This is a genomic window from Modicisalibacter tunisiensis, from assembly GCF_020148005.1.
Taxonomy (GTDB): domain Bacteria; phylum Pseudomonadota; class Gammaproteobacteria; order Pseudomonadales; family Halomonadaceae; genus Modicisalibacter; species Modicisalibacter tunisiensis.
Genome location: NZ_JAGXFD010000001.1, coordinates 2,915,821 through 2,934,837, shown reverse-complemented (window position 1 = coordinate 2,934,837; position 19,017 = coordinate 2,915,821). Strand labels below are relative to the sequence as shown.

The window sequence follows — 19,017 nt, the reverse complement described above, 5'->3', positions numbered from 1 at the left end:
GTCACTCGCCGTCGGGACCGGCGATCGCCCAGGTGACCGCTACCCCGGCGTCGATCTCGATCTCGCCTGCGCGGTATTCGCTGCCGCCCTTGGCTTGGGCCGCCTCGGCCCGCATCGCCAGGGTGCGGGGCTGCACGTCGGGGGCGGTGGTTTCCGCGACGCGCACCACCGGCCCCAGCGAGATGCCCAGGCGCTGCGCCATCAGCTGCGCCTTGTGTCGGGCCTTGTCGATGGCACGTTCCAGGGCCTGGTCGGCGGCGGCGTCACGATCGGCGAGGTCGTAGGTGACGCCGTCGAGGGCGTCGACGCCGGCCCCGGTGAGGATGTCCAGCACGATGGGCAGCCGCGACAGCGTGTCCAGGTGGATCGTGATCGGCCGTTCGAGCTGGGTGCGGACCCGGGGTTCGGCGTCGCCGTCCCGGCTCGCTGCCGGCAAATAGTCGGGGTGCACGCTCAGCGAGCCGGCCTGAATGGCCCGGCTGGAAACGCCCTTGACCTCCAGTGTGCGGATTACCTCGGCGATGCGTGCCTCCAGGCGTTGCCGAGCCTCGGCGAGTGCCTCGGGATCGGTTGACTGCGCGGCGCTGCGGGACACGGCCGGTGTGCGCTCCCACAGGCGGGCATTGAGCGTCGCCGTGTCCGGTGCCACGTGGAGCGTGGCGCGGGCCTCGACGCTCAGGCCGTCGTCGTGGGTCGGCGCCTGGGCGTGAGCGGCGAGGGGAGTGCCGATCAGGGCGACGGCCGCCGTGATGCGCAGCCAGGAAAGTGGGGGCATGGAACCTCCTTCGAATGAGTGTCGGGTGCCAACAAGGATACGCCATCATGCGACTGGCACGGACCTTTTGTCTGCTGGTGCTGCTCGTGCTGTGCCGGGTCGGCGCGGCCGAGGCCAGCATCACCGTGGAGGATGCCCGTGACGAGCCGGTGACGCTCGATGCCCCGGCGACACGCATCGTCGCCCTGGCCCCGCATGCGGTGGAGCTGCTCTATGCGGTCGGGGCCGGCGACGCCCTGAGCGGCGTGATCGCGGGCAGCGATTACCCGCCCGCGGCGCGGACCCTGCCGCGGGTCGGCAGCTATCAGGGAATTTCCCTGGAGGCGATCCTGAGCCGGCGGCCCGACTTGGTGGTGAGCTGGCTGAGCGGCACGCCGCATGCCGTGACGACTCGCCTGCGGGCGCTGGGCATTCCCGTCTACGCCAGCGAGCCGCGCCATCTGACGGATATTCCCGAGGAGCTGCGCGAGCTGGGTCGGCTGACCGGGCGCGCGGACCGGGGCGAGGCGCGGGCCGAGCGTTTCGCGGCGCGCCTGGCCGAGTTGCGCCAGCACTTCGCCCGGCCGCCGCGGGTCTTCTACCAAGTGGCGTCCGCGCCCCTGACCACGCTCGGGGACGGGCAGATCATCACCCAGGTGATCCGCGCCTGCGGCGGGCAGCCGCTGTTCGCCGATTCGCCGGTACTGGTGCCGCAGGTCAGCCGCGAGGCCCTGCTGGCCGCGCGGCCGACGGTGATTCTCGCGGCCGGCGACGACGATGCCTGGCAGGCCGCCTGGCAGCGCTGGACGACGCTGCCGGCGGTGCGCGACGGCCATCTCTATACCCTCGACCCCGACGAAATCAGCCGCCCCGGGCCGCGCCTGCTCGAGGGCATGGCGCAGGTCTGCAGGGTGCTGGCCGAGGCCGCCACCGCTCAGTAGTCGATGCCGCGGCGGGCCTGGATGCCGGCGTCGAAGGCGTGCTTGACGTCGCGCATCTCGGTGACCGTGTCGGCCATGTCGATCAGTTCGCGATGGGCATTGCGGCCGGTGACGATCACCGTCTGCTCCGCGGGGCGCTCCCGCAGGGCACGTTCCACCGTGGCGATGTCCAGATAGCCGAACTTGAGCATGTAGGTGATCTCGTCGAGGACCACCAGGTAGACGTCGGGGTCGCGCAGCAGGCGCTCTGCCTGCTGCCAGACTTCGCGACAGGCGCGGGTGTCGCTCTCGCGGTTCTGGGTCTCCCAGGTGAAGCCGGTGGCCATGATCGCCACCTCCAGGTTGGGATCCTCGGCCAGCCGTTCGCGCTCGCCGCATTCCCACTGACCCTTGATGAACTGCACCACGCCGACCCGGTAGCCGTAGCCCAGCGCCCGGGTGACGGTGCCCCAGGCGGCGGTGGTCTTGCCCTTGCCGTTGCCGGTGAAAACCAGCAGCAGGCCGCGTTGTTCATTGGCGGCGGCGATGCGCTCGTCGACGTGGGTCTTGAGTTTCTGCATCGAGTTGCGATGGCGGGTGTCGCGATCGGTCATGGGGCCTCAGTACACGATGGATGGGTCGGGGCAAGCCTACGCGAGCCGCGGTTTCGCGTCAGCCGGCGTCAGTCGACGGCTCGGGATAGCCGAGCACGCGGCGCAGGTGGTCGTGGTGTTGCGCGACCCAGCCGGGGTCGATCGGCCCCCAGTCACGGATCACGTGGCGGCCGGTGCGGTGGCGCTCGCCGGGCGCCTGCTCGAAGTCGCAGACGATATCCAGGTCGGCGAGGGCCGCCAGGGTGTCCTGCGCCGTGCGGCGGGGCATGCCGGTGGCCCGGGTCAGTGCCGGCACGCTGTCGGCGAGCCCGCTGTCGATCAGGTAGGCGACGTAGAGCCGGCGATAGAAACTGCTGCGGGTCTTGCTGACGGTCATGGGCATCTCCGGGTCGTCGTTGGCCGCTGCCCATGTTACCCGAACAGGTCGCCCTGGCGATGGGGCGGGCGAAACGCCGACGTGTCGAGGCCCATCGCGGCGTGTCCGTCCAGGCCGAGGCGCCGGCTGGCCCGGCGGAAGCGCTGGGCCAGCAGGTCGGCGAAGACACCCTCGCCACGCAGGCGCCGCCCGAAGCGGGCGTCGTGGTCGGCGCCGCCGCGACACTGACGGAGCAGGCTCATCACCCTGGCGGCGCGCTCGGGATAGTGGCTGGCCAGCCAGTCCTCGAACAGTGGTGCCACCTCGTGGGGCAGGCGCAGCAGCATCCAGGCGGCGCTGCGGGCACCGGCGTCGGCGACGGCTTCCAGCAGGCGTTCCAGCTCGTGGTCGTTGAGCCCCGGGATCAGCGGCGAGATCAGCGCCCCGATCGGCACCCCCGCGGCGCTCAGCTCGCGCATCACCCTGAGTCGTGCCGCCGGCGAGGCGGTGCGCGGCTCCAGGGTCCGCTTGAGGTCGTCGTCGAGGCTGGTCAGGCTGACGAACACCCGCACCAGACGGTGCTCGGCCATCGCCGCGAGCAGCTCGCGGTCGCGCAGGATCAGCGCGCTCTTGGTCACCAGGGTCACCGGATGGCGAGATTCCAGCAGCAGCTCGAGCACGTCACGCGTGGTACCCCGCTGCGCCTCCAGCGGCTGGTAGCAGTCGGTGTTGCCCGACAGGTTGATGGGGCGGCAGACGTAGCCGGGCCGGCACAGCTCGTCGCGAAGGCGTTCGACGAGGCCGCTGCGGGCGATCAACCGGGTCTCGAAGTCGATTCCCGGCGACAGGTCCCAGTAGGCGTGGCTGGGGCGGGCGTAGCAGTAGATGCAGCCGTGCTCGCAGCCGCGATAGGGATTGAGCGAGCGATCAAAGGGCAGGTCCGGCGAGCGGTTCCATGACAGCGCGCTCTTCGCCGGCTCGTCGCGTACCGTGGTGGCGATCCGCTCGGGCACGGCCTCCTGCCACCAGCCGTCGTCCACGGCCTCGCTGTGGGTGGGCGAGAAGCGATTGGCCGGATCGCAGGTCGCGCCGCGCCCCTTGCGGACCACGGTATTCCGGGGAGGCGTCGCCATGCCGATCTCCTGTACTGCATTTGCATACAGTATAGTGGCGATGGCGATACCCTGCAGCCGGTTCAACGCGCTCGAGATGGGGCTGTCGCGTTACAATACTCGTGTGCGCGGCGATGTACCGGTCGGCTCAGGCCCCCTTCGGTGCTCCGCCCTTTCATTCCCCAAAGGCAACAGGGTTCCATGGGCAAGCAAGCAAAGGTCGCCGAAAGCAGCTGGGACAATCTGCTGAGGATCTTCACCGTCCCCGAGGCGTCCGGGGCGACGCTGAACCGTCTGGACAGGGATATTTCGGCGAATCTCGCCGGCTTCCTGCAGGAGCATATCGTCGCGGAAGAGCACGACCTGGTCAGGATCGAACGGGACTTCCACGATACCCGCATCCCCGAGGCGCCGGTCTTCGTCTCCGACCAGACCCGGTTCCTGCTCGACAAGGTGGTCGCGCAATCCGTGCATACCGCCTCGCCCAGCTTCGTCGGCCACATGACGTCGGCGTTGCCCTATTTCATGATCCCGCTGTCGAAGATCATGATCGCGCTGAACCAGAACCTGGTGAAGACCGAGACCTCCAAGGCCTTCACGCCGCTGGAGCGCCAGGTGCTGGGCATGCTGCATCGCCTGATCTATGCCCAGTCCGACGCCTTCTACGAGCGTTGGCTGCACCACAGCGACGAACGCCTCGGTGCCTTCTGCTCCGGGGGCACCGTCGCCAATATCACCGCGCTGTGGGCTGCCCGAAACCGGGCCTTCGGTCCCGACGGCGAGTTTCCCGGCATCGGCCGCAGTGGGGTCTTCGCGGCCCTGCGTCACCATGACTGTGACGGTGCCGCGGTGCTGGTCTCCGAGCGTGGCCACTACTCGCTCTCCAAGGCCGCCGATGTGCTGGGCATCGGACGCGATCAGATGGTGGCCGTCGAGACCGACGCGCGCAACCGCATCCGTCCCGATGCCCTGGTCGCCACGCTGAAGCGGCTCGAGCGGCAGCGGATACGGCCCTTCGCGCTGGTGGGGATCGCCGGCACGACCGAGACCGGCAACATCGACCCGCTGGACTGCCTGGCCGACATCGCCGCGGAGCAGGGGATCCACTTCCACGTGGATGCCGCCTGGGGCGGACCGACGCTGTTTTCGGAACGCTACCGACCGCGTCTGGCCGGCATCGAGCGCGCCGATTCCGTCACCATCGACGCCCACAAGCAGCTCTATGTGCCGATGGGAGCGGGCATGGTGCTGTTCCGCGAGCCGTCGGCCCTCGCCAGCATCGAGCACCATGCCCAGTACATCATTCGGCAGGGCTCCAAGGACCTTGGCAGCACCACGCTGGAAGGCTCCCGTCCCGGCATGGCGATGCTGGTGCAGTCGGCCCTGAAGATCATCGGTCGCCAGGGCTATGCGATGCTGATCGACAATGGCATCGAACTGGCGCGACGCTTCGCCGACCGGATCGCGGCGCTCGAGGATTTCGAGCTGATCACCGAGCCGGAACTCAACATCCTCACCTATCGCTGGGCGCCTGCCGGGGTTCAGGCGCGGTTGCACGACGCCGACGAGGCGCAGCGCCGGTGGATCAACGACCTGCTGAATCGCATGACGCAGTCCATCCAGAAGCGCCAGCGCGAGCGGGGCAAGTCCTTCGTGTCGCGCACCCGGCTGACCCCGGCGAGCCACGATCGCCAGGCCATCACCGTCTTCCGGGTGGTGCTGGCCAATCCCCTGACCACCGACCAGGTGCTGCGAGAGCTCATCGAGGAGCAACGCCAGATCGCCGCGGAGCACCTGGAAAGCGCCGACTTCGCCAACCTTAAGGCTCTACTGGACACCCATCGCCGCCGGATGTGAGCGTGCCGGCGGGTGGCGACCAGCGTGATGGCTCACGACAGGTGCCCGGGGTTGTGCAGCGCGCGCTCGTCGACGGGGGGCGGCGTCCACTGATAGAGCCAGGTCTCGGTCAGCGGCTGGTCGCCGGCCTTGAGATAGACGCGCAGGTTGATGGGGTCGGTGGTTTCCGGGGGCACCAGGTCGAACATGGCGCGGTAGCCGTCGATGGCATGCAGCGGCCGCGCCGAGGTGATTTCCACGCGTCCGGCGCTGTGCTCGATGACCGGCACGACGTTGACGTCCTGGTCGGCATCGAAGGGGAAGGGCCCGCCCCGGAAGTCGATCACGAAGCGCCGGCTGAAGTACTCGCGCTTCTGGCCGATCACGCCGCCGAGCCCGGTGCGGGTCGCCACGCAGCGGGCCAGCTCGGGCTGCGACGGCAGCGTGTTGCACCAGTAGAGGCGGTAGGCGTAGAGCAGCTCCTGGCCTGGCTGCACGGGCGCGTCGGGGTTCCAGAAGGCGACGATGTTGTCGAAGGTCTCGTCGAGGGTGGGGATCTCGACCAGCTGCACCGAGCCCTTGCCCCAGTCGCCGCGGGGTTCGACCCACACCGAGGGGCGCCGATCGTAGTACACGCCGTCGTCCTGGTAGTGGTCGAAGTCGCGATCCCGTTGCAGCAGCCCGAACCCCCTGGGATTCTGGTCGCTGTAGGCGTTGAAGCGCAGGTGCGGCGGATTGACCAGCGGTCGCCACAGCCACTCGCCGGCACCGGTGTGCATCGCCAGGCCGTCGGAGTCGTGGATCTCGGGTCGCCAGTCCCAGTCCGCCTGGCGATCGTTCTCGCCGACCAGGTACATGCTGGTCAGCGGCGCGATGCCCAGCCGTTCGATCGGCTGACGCGGATAGAGGGCGGCATCGACGTCCATGGTGACATCCTCGACGATGCGGATGACGAAGCGGTAGGCCCCGGTGATGCTGGGTGATTCCAGCAGGGCGTAGACCGTCAGCTCGTTGCTGCCGGCGGCGGGCCGTTCCAGCCAGAAGCGGGTGAAGTCGGGAAACTCCTCGGGACGGGGCAGGCCCGTGTCGACCGCCAGCCCGCGGGCCGACATGCCGTACTGCAGGGTGCGGCTGACGGCGCGGAAGTAGCTGGCGCCGAGAAACGCCACCCGGTCGCGCTGCCAGTCGTCGTCATGCAGCAGGCGAAAGCCGGCGAAGCCGAGGTCGCTTGGCAGGGCCTCGCCGTCGATGCCCGAATCGCCGTAGTCGAACATCGCCGGATCGTAGGCGATCTCGTGCGCCCGACCGTCGACCACTTCATGCATCTTGACCGGTTTCTTGAAGTACAGCCCCAGGTGAAACAGCTCGGCACGATAGCGGGCCTGCGCGTCGTCGGCCCACAGGGCGTGGTCCTTGCGAAAGCGGATCGCCTGGTACTGGTCCCAGGTCAGGCCCTGCAGCTCGGGGGGCAGGGTCGTCTCGCCGGCCTGCGGCGGCTGGTCGGCGAGGTGGCGTGCCAGCCCCTTGAGCCAGGCGTAGTCGAAGGCACTACCCTGGCCCGTGCCGGCGGGGGCGGCGTCGGACGCCGCCGCCAGTACCCGGGAAAGCGGCAGGAAGGCCCCGCCCAGCGCGCCGGCGGCCTTGAGGAAATCGCGTCGATGCATGAGTCGTCCCTGATGGTCGATGAGGCGTCATCGACGTTCACTATAGGAATCCCGCCGGACCCCGGCAATCCATGCCGGGGCGCATGACGGCCGCCGCATTACAGGCGCAGGGTGATGCCGCCTTCCAGGTAGCGACCCTGGGTGTTGTAGCCGTCGACGAGCTGATAGTCGCGATCCAGCGCATTGTCGAGCTTGGCGGACAGCGCGATGCGGGGCGTGAGCCGCCAGGTGGTGCGCAGGTCCATCACGGCGTAGCCGGCGGTGGTGGTGTCGGCAAAGGTGACGGCGTCCGTGTCACGGCGATCGCCGGCGCTGCGCAGGGTGGCGCCGAACGACCAGTCCCCGGTCGCGTAGTCGGCGTCGAGGCGGCCGAAGGTGCGCGCGCGGCGCTTCAGGCGCTCGCCCGTCTCGCGGTTCTCGGGGTTCTGGTGCGTCAGGGCGGCGTGCAGGGTGAAGCCGCCGTACTGCCAGTCGCCCGCCAGTTCGACGCCACGGATGCGGGCCTTGCCGACATTGTAGGGAATGAAGGTGGCCGGATCGTAGTCGATCAGGTCGTCGATGCGGGTGTCGAAGGCGGTCGCCGACAGGCCCCAGGTCTCGCGGTCGAGGCGCCAGAACAGCTCGGCGGTACGCGAGGTCTCGGCATCGAGGTCGGGGTTGGCGCCATAGGGGCCGTAGAGGTCGAGCAGGCTGGGTGCCTTGTAGGCGGTGGCGTAGCTGGCGCCGATCTGCTGGGCGTCGGTCAGCGCATAGGCATAGGCGAGGCTGCCGGTGGTGGCGCCGCCGAAGCGGTTGTCGTCGTCGTGACGGATCCCGGCCGAGAGCCGATGGCGGGCCAGGCGCTGGTGCCAGTTGGCGAACACGCCCCAGTTGCGGCGGCCGTCCTCGGCGTAGGTCAGCGGCGAGTCGAGCGAGGCATCGCGGACGTCGGCGCCGAGCGCGGTCTCCCCCCAGTCGCCCGACAGGCGGTTGGTCAGCGAGGCCTCGTTGCGCCGGGTCGATGTCTCGCCGGATGAGCGGCCGTCGATGAAGCGCTCGCGGCTCTCTGTGACCCGGGCGACGGCCAGTTCGGTATCCCAGCCCGGCCGGTTGTGCGTGGTCAGCGAGGCGGAGAGGACCTGCTGGTCGCCCTCGCCGCGGCAGTCCTGGCTGGAGGGATAGCCGCAGTCGTCGTAGTCGTAGTCGTTGCGGGTGCGCAGCAGCGAGACGTCCAGGTCGGCCCGCTCGCCGAAGGCGTGGCTCATCGCCAGCTTGCCGGTGCGCTGGTCGAAGCCGTCGTCGTCACCGTCGTCGGCGCGGGCCGAGAAGCCGTCGGTGCTCTGGTGGTCGATCAAGGCCGACAGCCGGGTGTCCTTCTGTGTCGCGCTGAACCAGGCGGTCTCGCGCCGGGTATGCTCGCCGCCGGCGCGCAGCTCCAGGGTCGCGTGCTCGCCGCCGGTCTCGGCCTGGCGGGTGATGATGTTGATCACGCCGCCGATGGCATCGGCCCCGTAGGCGGCGGCGCGCGGGCCGCGCACGATCTCGATGCGCTGGATGGCCGCTACCGGCAGGAACTCCCAGTTGATCGAGCCGTCGGTGGCCGAGGCGATGCGCGCCCCGTCGACCAGTACCAGGGCATGGTCGGAATTGGTCCCGCGCAGGAACAGGCTGGTCTGGTTGCCGCGGGCGCCGTTGCGGGCCAGCTCGACCCCGGCCCGGCCCTGGAGCAGCTCGGTCACGGAGTTCGGCTGCAGGCGCTCGATCTCGTCGCGGTCGATGATGGTGGTGCTGGCGAGCACATCGGCACGTGTCTGGGGCAGGCGATTGGCGGTGACCTGCAGGGTGTCCAGGCGCTGGTCGGCCTGGCTCAGGGGAGCCACCGTGACACCGATGGCGAGCCACAGCGGGGTCTTGCGAAACGGCATGGAAAGATCCTCAAGCGCGTCGTGACGGTCGATCGCGATGAGGAGGACAGAAAGGGTGACGACGGCACGACACGCATGGCCGGCCTGCCGGCACGCCGCGGCGTGCCGGTTGATGTCGCCACTGGCGAGGCCCTCCGCATCAGCCAGTGAAGAGACGCAGGCCGGTCTCCGGACTGACGCGCTGGGCCGTGGTTCACGGCCACGGATCGAGGTCACCTTCCCGCCTGGCGGCAGTGGTCGGCACTGGGCCCGACCTCGATCGACGCGAACACCGTTGCGGGGGCAGTGCGGGGGTCTCACCCGCTTCCCGAGCACCCGTGTCTCGACGGTGGGGAATTCTGCGGGGCCGGGGAGGGCAAGTCAACGCGCCACGGGCAAGAACCCGATCATCCCTGACCGGGCATGCGCGTCGCGTCCCTGCGGTCCCCGTCGGGCATGTCCGTGCTCAGCAGGGTAAACATGGCACCGGCTTCGTGTTCCTGCAGTTGACCCGGGTTATGAAGCGATAAAAAACCGCGGCCGCTTGATCGGGGGGTCACGGGCCGGCGCGCCGCTCGTGAACGACCAGTTCCACGCGACGATTGGCGGCGCGGTCGCGGCGCGAGTCGTTGGGACGCAGCGGGCGTGTGTCGGCATAGCCGATGGCACGCAGTCGATCGGCGGCAATGCCCTGGTCCTGCAGGTAACGCAGCACGGCGCTGGCGCGGGCGCTGGAGAGCTCCCAGTTGGAAGGGAAGCGTCGCGTGTGGATGGGGACGTCGTCGGTGTGCCCTTCCACGGAGATGGTCCCCCGGGTGTGCTCGAGAAGCGGCAGCAGACGATGGAGCACATCGGTGCCGGGAGCGGTCAGGTCGGCCTGCCCGCTGGCGAACAGCAGGTGATCCTGGATACGCAGGTTGAGGCCGGCATCGCTGCGCGAGACGCTGACGCCATCGAGCCGTGGCAGCAGGCCGGTGAGGTCGGGCTGGGTCCCCGTGGCGCGGGCCGGGCCGGCAACGCCGGGCAGCGGAGCGGGAGAGGACGAGGCCGTCTCCGCAGCGGGATCGGTGAGCGTCAGCAGCAGCACGAACAGCGTGATGAGCAGCGTCAGCACGTCGAGGTAGCTCAACAGCCAGCTTTCGCCGTCCTCGCCCGATGCCTTGGCCTGGCCGGGCAGCAGGGGATCGTGTCCGTCACCCATGCGAGCCGTCCTGCATGGGGTCAAGAACCGGCGACGGCTCGCCGTCGTCGCGAATCTCGTCCTGGTGATTGGCCATGAAGGAGTTCAGGGTTTCCTCGATGAACGAGGGCAGGCGCCGCCGCGAAATCAGCGAGATGCCCTCGAGTACCATGTTCATGGCGATCAGGCGCTCCTCGGTGCGGCGTTCGAGCTTCACGGCGATCGGCTTGAAGACCAGGTTGGCCAGCAGGATGCCGTAGAAGGTGGTCAGCAGCGCCACCGCCATGCGCGGGCCGATGTCCGCCAGGCTGCCGCCGTCCATGACCTCGAGCATGTTGACCAGCCCGACCAGGGTGCCGAGCATGCCGAAGGCCGGGGCATAGGCGGCCATGGTGCGAAAGATCTGTGCCTCGGCATGCTCCCGGGCCTTGAGGCGGGCGATGCGCCAGCGCAGCAGGTCGAGGATCTCCTGCTCCTTGGTGTTGGCGATGACCAGCTGGATGCCGGTGCGCAGGAAGGGGTTGCGGGTCTTTTCCAGCGCGCGTTCCACGGCCCGCACATCCCCCTTGAACCACAGCCGGGCCATGTCCACCAGTTCCTGGATGTCGTCGCGGAGATGGTTGTCCTCGCGACGAAAGACCAGCCCCACCAGTCGTACCACGCGAACCACTTCCTTGAGAGGATAACTGATGAATGTCGCCGCCATGGTGCCGGTGAGCACGATGGCCAGGCCGGGCAGGTTGAGGAAACTGTCGGGGGACTCGGCCGTGAGAAACAGCACGCTGGCCAGCAGCAGACAGCTGGCCACCATGCCGATCAGCGTGGAGGGATTCATCGAGGCTCCTTGATGGCGATCGTTTATCGCCCTATCGGCCTCGGTCTCGGAAAGTTGAGGGGGGATGAACCGCGATTCCGCGTTCACTTGATGTCGGTCAAGGCGAGCGGGTCGTCGCTGATCAGCGAGGCCGCGCCCCAGGCGTACAGACGCCGGGCGATGCGCGGCTGGTTGACCGTGTAGGCGACCAGACGACAGGGACTCGCCGCCACGGCACGCGCCTGAGGTTCGCGCAGGCGTCGCCAGTCCAGGTGCAGGCTGAAGGCACCGAGCTCGTGGACCTCCTCCCGCCAGCGGCGCGGCAGGCGCTTGTCGATGACGCCCAGCCGCAGCCGGTGTGGATCGGGGCGGTGCCGGCGCAGGGCGTGCAGTGCCCGCCGATCGAAGGAGGAGGCCAGCCAGCGCGAGGGGGGCAGGCAGCGCTCGACCAGCGGCAGCACCGTGTCCACCAGGGCGGCCGGGTCGCGTCCGCGGTGGAGCTTGAATTCCAGGTTGAGACCCAGCCCCAGCGTCTCGACCAGCGCCAGCATGGCCTCCAGTGAGGCCATGGGCTCGCCGCGAAAGCGGGGCGCGAACCGGCTGCCGGCATCCACCCGGCGCGCCCGTTGCCGGTCCAGGTCGGCGAGACGGCCGCGGCTATGGCTGCAGCGGTTAAGGCGGGCGTCGTGCCAGATCACCGGGGTGCCGTCGCCGAGCAGCTGCACGTCGAGCTCGACCCAGCGGCAACCGGCGGCATGGGCGGCGCGAACGGCGGCCAGGGTGTTTTCCGGCGCACGGGCCGACAGGCCGCGATGGGCCATGACGGGCGGGAGGGAGTCGAGCGGCGGCGCGGGCAGCATGCGGAGTCCTCGGGCGGGGCCGGAAAGGCGTGGGGCGGCGACGGCCGGTATGCTAGTCTGCCCCGCCGATCATCTCGCGAATGGAGACCCCATGAAAGTCGTGAACGTGAACGATGCCCGGCAGCGCGAGGCCTGCCTGGCGCGCCTGTGTGCCGAGGTCTACGGCCGGGACGCCGGCCTCGTGCCGCTGGCGAGCTTCGCCGGCACCCTGGGCGTGCTGGTGCGTCAGGATGCGGCGCGCGTCCTGGCACTGACCGACGACGAGGGCCGCCCGGCGGCACTGGCGCTGCTGGTATCCGACGCCCGCGGCGAGAGCATGGAGCTGGCCCTGCTCGGCATCCTGCCCGATGCGCCGGTCGAGAACGCCGCCGAGCGCCTGGTGGCGGAGCTGGCCACGCGGGCACCGCTGCGGGTCAACGCGGCCGACGCCGACCAGGAGGCCATGTTCCGCCGCGCCGGCATCCAGCGCTGGCTGAATGGGTCGGAGGGCCTGCGCATCGGCCTGGCGCCCCGTCACCCGGACGCCGGCCCCGACACGCTGCCCGTGAGCCTGAACTTCGACGTCAACGCCGTGGTGCAGTCCTTCAGGCAGGACCGCGAGCTGTTCGATGGCTACAAGACGCGTTTCGTGCGCGGTCTGGAGCAGTTTCCCGAACGGCTGTTCCCCGAGCGTCTGTGACGCCGGTCGGGGTATCGGCTCAGCGTGCCAGCCAGCCGCCGTCCACCGCCAGCGCATGGCCGTGGACGTAGTCGGCGGCCGACGAGGCGAGAAAGACCGCGGCGCCGGCGATATCCTCCGGCTCTCCCCAGCGCTCGGCGGGAATGCGCGCCAGCAGCTCGGCGTTGCGCTGCGGGTCGTCGCGCAGCGCCCGGGTGTTGTCGGTGGCCATGTAGCCGGGGGCGATGGCGTTGACGTTGATGCCGTGGGCGGCCCATTCGTTGGCCATCAGTCGGGTGAGGCCGAGCAGGCCGCTCTTGCTGGCGGTGTAGGAGGGCACCCGAATGCCGCCCTGGAAGGAGAGCAGCGAGGCGACGTTGATGATCTTGCCGCGGGCGCCGCGCGCGATCAGGTGACGGGCAACCTGCTGGGCCAGGAAGAAGGCGGCCTTGAGATTGACGTCGATGACCGCATCCCAGTCCGCCTCGCTGAACTCGATGGCCGGGGCGCGACGGATCAGCCCGGCGTTGTTGACGAGGATATCGAGTTGCCCCGCCGCAGCGACGGCTTCCTCGACGATGGCGGCCGGGGGCGTCTCGCCGAGCGCCGCGGTGATGGCATGGTAGCAGCGTCCCTGCGCTTCGATGATCCCCCTGGTGGCGCTGTCGTCGCTGCGATTGACGCCGACGATGTCGGCGCCGGCCTCGGCCAGGGCGACGGCCATGGCGCGGCCGAGCCCCTTGTTGCAGCCGGTGACCTGGGCGGTGCGCCCCTCGAGCGAGAAACGGGTCAGAGACATGCAGGCTCCTTGTCGGCAATGCGTGGTTGCAAGTGTTCCCAGCGTAGGCGATGGCACGGCGCTTGCCGACACGCCGGGACTGGTCTTGACCGGCGGGCGCTTGTAAGGTGATCCGACTCCGTCAGTTGAACAAGGATTGCCGGCCATGGCCAAACGTATCCAGTTTTCCCGCACCGGTGGCCCCGAGGTGCTCGAGCTCGTCGACGTGACGCCCGCCGAGCCCGGGCCGGGCGAGGTGCGCGTCGCCAACCGGGCGATCGGCCTGAACTTCATCGATATCTACTTCCGCACCGGTCTCTATCCGGCGCCGGGCCTGCCGTCCGGTCTGGGCACCGAGGGGGCCGGCGTGGTGGACGCCGTGGGCGAGGGTGTGACCCACCTCAAGCCGGGCGATCGCATCGCCTACGCCCAGGGGCCGCTGGGCGCCTATGCCGAACAGCACGTGCTGCCCGCCGAGAAGGTCGTGGTGCTGCCCGACGGCATCGATTTCGAGACCGCCGCGGCGTCGATGCTCAAGGGCCTGACCGTGCAGTACCTGCTGCGCCAGACCCACCGGGTCGAGGCGGGCGAGACGATTCTCTTCCACGCCGCGGCCGGCGGGGTCGGCTCGATCGCCTGCCAGTGGGCTCGGGCGCTGGGCGTCAAGCTGATCGGTACCGTCAGCTCGCCGGAGAAGGCCGAGCTGGCGAAGAACAACGGCGCCTGGGCGACCATCGACTATACCCGCGAGAACGTGGTCGAGCGGGTGCGCGAGCTGACCGACGGCGAGATGGTGCCGGTGGTCTACGACTCGGTGGGCAAGGACACCTGGGAGACCTCGCTGGACTGCCTGCAGAAGCGTGGTCTGATGGTCAGCTTCGGCAATGCCTCGGGGCCGGTGGAAGGCGTCAACATCGGCATTCTCAACCAGAAGGGAGCGCTGTTCGTGACCCGGCCCAGCCTCAACGGCTACGCCGATACCCGCGAGCGCTTCGAGACGATGTGTCACGAGCTGTTCGAGATGCTCGAGAGTGGCAAGGTCAAGGTGGATATCGGCCAGCGTTACCCGCTCGACAAGGCCGGCGAGGCCCAGGACGCCCTGGCCTCGCGCCGCACCACCGGCTCGACCATCCTGCTGCCCTGAGGCCGGCCGGCACCGGGCTCGAGGCCGGTGCCGGTTGTCTTGCGTTTCTTCCGCCCTTGCGGGCATGAAAAAGCGCCCTGTCCGCCGACATGGCTGACAGGGCGCTTTTGCGTGTCGCACACGGCGTGGCGGCGTCTATGCCACGTCGGGATGGCTCGCCGAGGCCGGTTGGCTGGCGAAGGCATCGAACGCGAAGTCGTCGACGGTGAGCATGTCCAGCACCTCGGCCTCGAAGGCGTGCAGGAAGGCGGCGTCCTCCTCGCCGATCAGCCCGGCGGCGAGCCCGGCGTCGATGCGTTGCTCGGGGTGCAGGGCCTCGGCGGGCAGCTCGCCGCGGGCATGGGCCTTGTTGAGGGTGCGATACAGCGGCTCGGCCCGCGGGTAGTCGGCCAGCAGGGCATTGTAGCGGGCCAGGGGGTTGTCGACGTCGCCTTCCGCCTGGGTATTCCAGGTGCCGGCCAGCAGCTTGTCGCGCAGCGGCGTGGCGGTGGAGATGGCGTGGGCGATCTCCCGGGTGAGGGAGTCCTCGGGGGTCTTCCAGCGCCGCCCGAGCGGCATGACGATCGCCGACAGGCTGCGTCCCAGGGCACGGCTGGGCAGGTTGTCGAAGAGTTCGACGAAGGCCTGCTCGGTGCGGTGGAGCAGGGTGCGGCAGCTGTAGTGGAGCAGGGCCGCCTCGTGCTCGACGCTGGTGTCGTCGTGCCAGTGCTTGAGCAGCATCGACAGCAGGTAGAGGTTGGCGAGCACGTCGCCGAGCCGGGCCGAGAGCATCTCGCGCTTCTTGAGGCTCGAGCCCAGGCTGGCCATGGCGGCATCGGCGCACAGCCCGAAGCCGGCGGAGAGGCGGCTGACCTCGCGGGCATAGGGCGCGGCCAGCTCGTCGAAGGGCACCCGCGGCCCACCGAGACCCAGCGCCTGGGTGAAGGCGCGGGCGGCGTTGCCGGCGATCAGCCCGGCATGGCCGAAGAAGGCCCGGTCGAAGGCGTCGAGGTCGTCGGTGTCGGCGGCGGCGAGCTCCTCGAGCACGTAGGGGTGGCAGCGGATGGCGCCCTGGCCGAAGACCATCAGGTTGCGGGTCATGATGTTGGCGCCCTCGACGGTGATCGACACCGGCACGGCGCTCCAGGCGAGCCCCAGGTAGTTGCGTGGCCCCAGTGTCACCGCCTTGCCGCCGTGAACGTCCATGGCGTCGGCGAGGATGCGCCGCTGGAACTCGGTCAGCTGGCTCTTGAGGATCGCCGAGGGCACCGCCGGCTTGACGCCGTGATCGATCAGGTTGGCGGTCTGATGCACCGCGGCCTGGGCGATGTAGGCATGCGCCGTCAGGCGGGCCAGGGCCTCCTGCACGCCTTCCATCTCGGCGACCGGCACGTTGAACTGGCGGCGGATGCGGGTGAAGCCGCCGGACCAGCCGACGGCGTAGCGGCCGACCCCGGCGGCGCCGGAGGGCAGGGTGATGCAGCGGCCCACCGACAGGCACTCGACCAGCATGCGCCAGCCCTGGCCGGCCATCGCCGGGCCGCCGATGATGCGGTCGAGCGGCACGAAGACATCGCGGCCGACGATCGGTCCGTTCATGAAGGGGCTGCCGATGGGGTGATGGCGGCGGCCGATCTCCATGCCCGGCGTGTCGCGGGGGATCAGTGCGCAGGTGATGCCCAGGTCGCTTTCCTCGCCGAGCAGGTGGTCCGGGTCGAACAGCCGGAACGCCAGACCCACCACGGTGGCGATCGGGGCCAGGGTGATCCAGCGCTTCTCGAAGGTCAGCTCGATCCCCAGTACCGATTCGCCGTCGACCTCGCGCCTGACCACCACGCCGACGTCGGGCAGCGAGGTGGCGTCCGAGCCGGCCCGCGGCCCGGTGAGTCCGAAGCAGGGGATCTCGCGGCCATCGGCCAGCCGCGGCAGGTAGTGGTTCTTCTGTTCGTCGGTACCGTACTTGAGCAGCAGCTCGCCCGGGCCGAGCGAGTTGGGCACGCCCACCGAGATCATCAGCGTCTCGTTGACCACCAGCTTCTGCAGCACCGCCGACTGTGCCCTGGCGGAGAAGCCCAGGCCGCCGTATTCCTCGGGGATGATCATGCCGAAGAAGCGTTCCCGCTTCAGGTAGTCCCAGGCGGCCTCGGGCAGGTCGGCGCGTTCGCGGGCCACATCCCAGCCGTTGCACAGGCCGGCGACCTCCGCGCACTGGTGCTCCAGAAAGGCGCGCTCGGCGTCGCTCAGGCCGTCGTCACGGTAGGCCAGCAGGCGCTGCCAGTCGGGGCGGCCGGTGAACAGCTCGCCGTCCCAGGACACGCTGCCGGCTTCCAGGGCCACGCGTTCGGTGTCCGAGACGCGTGGCGCCACCCGGCGAAAGCGGGTGAACAGGCGCGGAGTCAGCCAGCGCCGGCGCAGCGCGGGCAACCCGCAGGCGGCGATGGCCAGGGTCGCCAGCAGCAGTAGTGTGGCGGCGACCGGCGCACCCAGCATGATCCCCAGCAGACCGGGGATGCCGGTGACGGCGAGCGCCGGCGTGGCGCCGGCCTCGCGGCGCATGACCTCGATCAGGCCGATGACGGCCAGCACGATGAGCAGCAATGACAGCATCGAGATTCTCCGAAGCGGACGATAAAATGATTCGAACGTGCGTTTGAATGCTGTCAGCCTAGAGGATTTGCGCGACCCTGACCAGCGCGGTGGAGCCCGACGCCAAAAAAAAGCCCCGCAGGTGCGGGGCAAACAGGGGGAAAGCGGGGGTATCAGGCCGGGCGCTCGGGCGCGCGCTGCCGGGCCGGGGCGCCGTCGGCGACGTAGTAGGGGGCGTCGCTCTTCGGCAGCGGCTCGCGGCCACGGATCTTGTCGGCCATCTTCTCGGCCAGCATGATCGTCGGCGCGTTGAGGTTACCGGTGGGGATCACCGGGAACAGCGAGGCGTCGACCACCCGCAGAGCGTCCACGCCATGAACCCGGCCGGCGCCGTCGACCACACTGTCGTCGCCGTCGCCCATGCGGCAGGTCCCGCAGGGGTGATAGGCGGTCTCGGCGTGCCGGCGGACGAAGGCGTCGAGCTCGGCATCGGACTGCACGTCCGGCCCCGGGGAGATCTCGCGGCCGCGGTAGGCGTCCATGGCCGGCTGATTGATGATCTCGCGGGTCAGGCGAATCGCGTCGCGGAATTCCTGCCAGTCCTTCTCGGTGGACATGTAGTTGAACAGGATCGAGGGGGCGGCCGCGGGGTCCAGCGAGGTCAGGCGCACCCGGCCCTCGCTCTCGGAGCGCATGGAGCCGACGTGGGCCTGGAAGCCGTGGGCCTGCACCGCGCTCTTGCCGTTGTAGCTGATGGCGATGGGCAGGAAGTGGTACTGCAGGTTGGGCCACGCCTCCTCGTCACGGGTGCGGATGAAGCCGGCGGCCTCGAACTGGTTGCTGGCGCCCACGCCGGTGCCGAACAGCATCCACTCGGCGCCGATCTTCGGCTGGTTGTACCACTTCAGGGCCGGATACAGCGAGATCGGCTGGGTGCACTCGTACTGGATGTACATCTCCAGGTGGTCCTGAAGGTGCGCGCCGACGTTGTCGTTGACCTTGACCGGCGTGATGCCGAATTCGTCGAGCACGTCCTGCGGGCCGATGCCGGAGCGCTGCAGGATCTGCGGCGAGGCGATGGCGCCGGCACACAGCAGCACCTCGCGACGCGCCCTGACCTCCCGAGTCTGGCCGCCGCGCGCATAGCGCACCCCGCTGGCGCGCCGGCCCTCGAAGGTGATGACGTCGGTGGTGGCGCGGGTCTCGATGGTCAGGTTCGGGCGCGGCCTGGCCTGGTCCAGATAGCCTCGGGCGGTGGAGGCGCGGCGGCCGTTCGGCGTGACAAAACGGTCCATGGGGCCGAAGCCTTCCTGCTGGTAGCCGTTGACGTCCTCGGTGGCCGGGTAGCCGGCCTGGACGCCCGCCTCGATGAAGGCATGATAGAGGGGGTTGTTTCCCTCCTTCGGGGTCGTGACGCTGACCGGGCCGTCGCCGCCGTGATAGTCGTTGGCACCGATGTCGCGGGTCTCGGCCTTCCTGAAGTAGGGCAGGCAGTCGGCGTAGGTCCAGTCCTCGAGGCCCGCGCGCCTGGCCCAGTTGTCGTAGTCCAGGGCGTTGCCGCGGATGTAGCACATGCCGTTGATCAGCGACGAGCCGCCCAGGCCCTTGCCGCGGCCGCACTCCATGCGACGGTTGTCCATGTGGGGTTCGGGATCGGTTTCGAACGCCCAGTTGTAGCGCTTGCCCTGCAGCGGGTAGGCGAGTGCCGCCGGCATCTGGGTGCGAAAGTCGAAACGGTAGTCCGGGCCGCCGGCTTCCAGCAGCAGCACCTGCACGTCCGGGTCCTCGGTCAGTCGCGTGGCGAGGACGTTGCCGGCGGAGCCGGCGCCGATGATGATGTAGTCGTATTCACGAGCCTGCGTCATGAGCGGCCCTCCTTC

17 protein-coding genes and 1 riboswitch are annotated in these 19,017 nt (G+C 69.5%); of the genes, 5 read left to right on the top strand and 12 right to left on the bottom strand.

All coding sequences use genetic code 11. The annotated features are described in order from the left end of the window. Position 1 precedes the first annotated feature (1 nt). Entirely contained in the window at positions 2 to 775 is a 774-nt protein-coding gene (locus tag KGQ91_RS13780) for an SIMPL domain-containing protein (protein WP_224421217.1), read from the bottom strand. 47 nt (positions 776 to 822) lie between these two features. Between KGQ91_RS13780 and KGQ91_RS13775 the strand changes: the two genes are divergently transcribed. Continuing rightward, positions 823 to 1,695: a cobalamin-binding protein gene (locus tag KGQ91_RS13775; RefSeq protein ID WP_224421216.1), complete on the top strand. Its 873-nt coding sequence runs from the start codon at positions 823 to 825 to the stop codon at positions 1,693 to 1,695. Here KGQ91_RS13775 and cobO read toward each other — a convergent pair. Genes cobO through KGQ91_RS13760 form a run of 3 tightly spaced genes read right to left on the bottom strand, consistent with a single transcriptional unit; the run spans position 1,689 to position 3,776 of the window. Further along, the gene (cobO, locus tag KGQ91_RS13770; protein WP_163650445.1) at positions 1,689 to 2,288 is read right to left on the bottom strand and encodes a cob(I)yrinic acid a,c-diamide adenosyltransferase; all 600 of its coding nucleotides are present in this window, start codon (positions 2,286 to 2,288) and stop codon (positions 1,689 to 1,691) included. The genes KGQ91_RS13775 and cobO overlap by 7 nt on opposite strands. 58 nt (positions 2,289 to 2,346) lie before the next feature. Further along, entirely contained in the window at positions 2,347 to 2,664 is a 318-nt protein-coding gene (locus KGQ91_RS13765; RefSeq protein ID WP_163650444.1) for a winged helix-turn-helix domain-containing protein, read from the bottom strand. A 35-nt stretch (positions 2,665 to 2,699) separates the two neighbouring features. Continuing rightward, a complete protein-coding gene (locus KGQ91_RS13760) occupies positions 2,700 to 3,776 on the bottom strand; it encodes a PA0069 family radical SAM protein (protein ID WP_163650443.1) in 1,077 nt (358 codons plus the stop codon). Positions 3,777 to 3,956: 180 nt separating this feature from the next. Here KGQ91_RS13760 and panP point away from each other — a divergent pair, with 180 nt between their 5' ends. Next, positions 3,957 to 5,612: a pyridoxal-dependent aspartate 1-decarboxylase PanP gene (gene panP / locus KGQ91_RS13755; RefSeq protein WP_224421215.1), complete on the top strand. Its 1,656-nt coding sequence runs from the start codon at positions 3,957 to 3,959 to the stop codon at positions 5,610 to 5,612. Positions 5,613 to 5,644: 32 nt separating this feature from the next. On the opposite strand, the gene KGQ91_RS13750 is transcribed toward panP, so the two are convergent. Further along, positions 5,645 to 7,255, bottom strand: a complete 1,611-nt coding sequence (locus KGQ91_RS13750) for an OpgD/OpgG family glucan biosynthesis protein (RefSeq protein WP_224421214.1) — start codon at positions 7,253 to 7,255, stop codon at positions 5,645 to 5,647. A gap of 98 nt (positions 7,256 to 7,353) precedes the next feature. Continuing rightward, entirely contained in the window at positions 7,354 to 9,159 is a 1,806-nt protein-coding gene (locus KGQ91_RS13745) for a TonB-dependent receptor domain-containing protein (RefSeq protein ID WP_224421213.1), read from the bottom strand. A 21-nt stretch (positions 9,160 to 9,180) separates the two neighbouring features. On the opposite strand from KGQ91_RS13745, the gene KGQ91_RS16760 reads away from it, so the two are divergent. Continuing rightward, positions 9,181 to 9,309, top strand: coding sequence for a hypothetical protein (locus tag KGQ91_RS16760; RefSeq protein WP_263478960.1), 129 nt, complete (start codon positions 9,181 to 9,183; stop codon positions 9,307 to 9,309). Continuing rightward, positions 9,302 to 9,493, bottom strand: a riboswitch (cobalamin riboswitch). Its footprint overlaps the gene before it by 8 nt. 201 nt (positions 9,494 to 9,694) lie before the next feature. Here KGQ91_RS16760 and KGQ91_RS13740 read toward each other — a convergent pair. The 3 genes from KGQ91_RS13740 to KGQ91_RS13730 form a co-directional block, all read right to left on the bottom strand. After that, complete coding sequence (locus tag KGQ91_RS13740; protein ID WP_224421212.1) at positions 9,695 to 10,339, bottom strand: OmpA/MotB family protein; 645 nt, start codon at positions 10,337 to 10,339, stop codon at positions 9,695 to 9,697. Next, positions 10,332 to 11,153: a motility protein A gene (locus KGQ91_RS13735; RefSeq protein ID WP_224421211.1), complete on the bottom strand. Its 822-nt coding sequence runs from the start codon at positions 11,151 to 11,153 to the stop codon at positions 10,332 to 10,334. The genes KGQ91_RS13740 and KGQ91_RS13735 overlap by 8 nt, the downstream gene beginning before the upstream one ends. A gap of 83 nt (positions 11,154 to 11,236) precedes the next feature. Continuing rightward, on the bottom strand, positions 11,237 to 11,992 hold the full coding sequence (locus KGQ91_RS13730) for a glycerophosphodiester phosphodiesterase family protein (RefSeq protein WP_224421210.1): 756 nt from the start codon (positions 11,990 to 11,992) through the stop codon (positions 11,237 to 11,239). Positions 11,993 to 12,083: 91 nt separating this feature from the next. Between KGQ91_RS13730 and KGQ91_RS13725 the strand changes: the two genes are divergently transcribed. Further along, positions 12,084 to 12,671, top strand: a complete 588-nt coding sequence (locus KGQ91_RS13725) for a hypothetical protein (RefSeq protein ID WP_224421209.1) — start codon at positions 12,084 to 12,086, stop codon at positions 12,669 to 12,671. Positions 12,672 to 12,690: 19 nt separating this feature from the next. Here KGQ91_RS13725 and kduD read toward each other — a convergent pair whose 3' ends face one another. Next, a complete protein-coding gene (gene kduD / locus KGQ91_RS13720; RefSeq protein WP_224421208.1) occupies positions 12,691 to 13,449 on the bottom strand; it encodes a 2-dehydro-3-deoxy-D-gluconate 5-dehydrogenase KduD in 759 nt (252 codons plus the stop codon). Positions 13,450 to 13,594: 145 nt separating this feature from the next. On the opposite strand from kduD, the gene KGQ91_RS13715 reads away from it, so the two are divergent. Beyond that, positions 13,595 to 14,572, top strand: coding sequence for an NADPH:quinone reductase (locus tag KGQ91_RS13715; RefSeq protein ID WP_224421207.1), 978 nt, complete (start codon positions 13,595 to 13,597; stop codon positions 14,570 to 14,572). 135 nt (positions 14,573 to 14,707) lie between these two features. Here KGQ91_RS13715 and KGQ91_RS13710 read toward each other — a convergent pair whose 3' ends face one another. Together KGQ91_RS13710 and betA are read right to left on the bottom strand one after the other, a co-directional pair. Continuing rightward, on the bottom strand, positions 14,708 to 17,158 hold the full coding sequence (locus KGQ91_RS13710; RefSeq protein WP_224421206.1) for an acyl-CoA dehydrogenase: 2,451 nt from the start codon (positions 17,156 to 17,158) through the stop codon (positions 14,708 to 14,710). A 152-nt stretch (positions 17,159 to 17,310) separates the two neighbouring features. Then, complete coding sequence (gene betA, locus KGQ91_RS13705) at positions 17,311 to 19,002, bottom strand: choline dehydrogenase (protein WP_224421205.1); 1,692 nt, start codon at positions 19,000 to 19,002, stop codon at positions 17,311 to 17,313. Positions 19,003 to 19,017 lie beyond the last annotated feature (15 nt).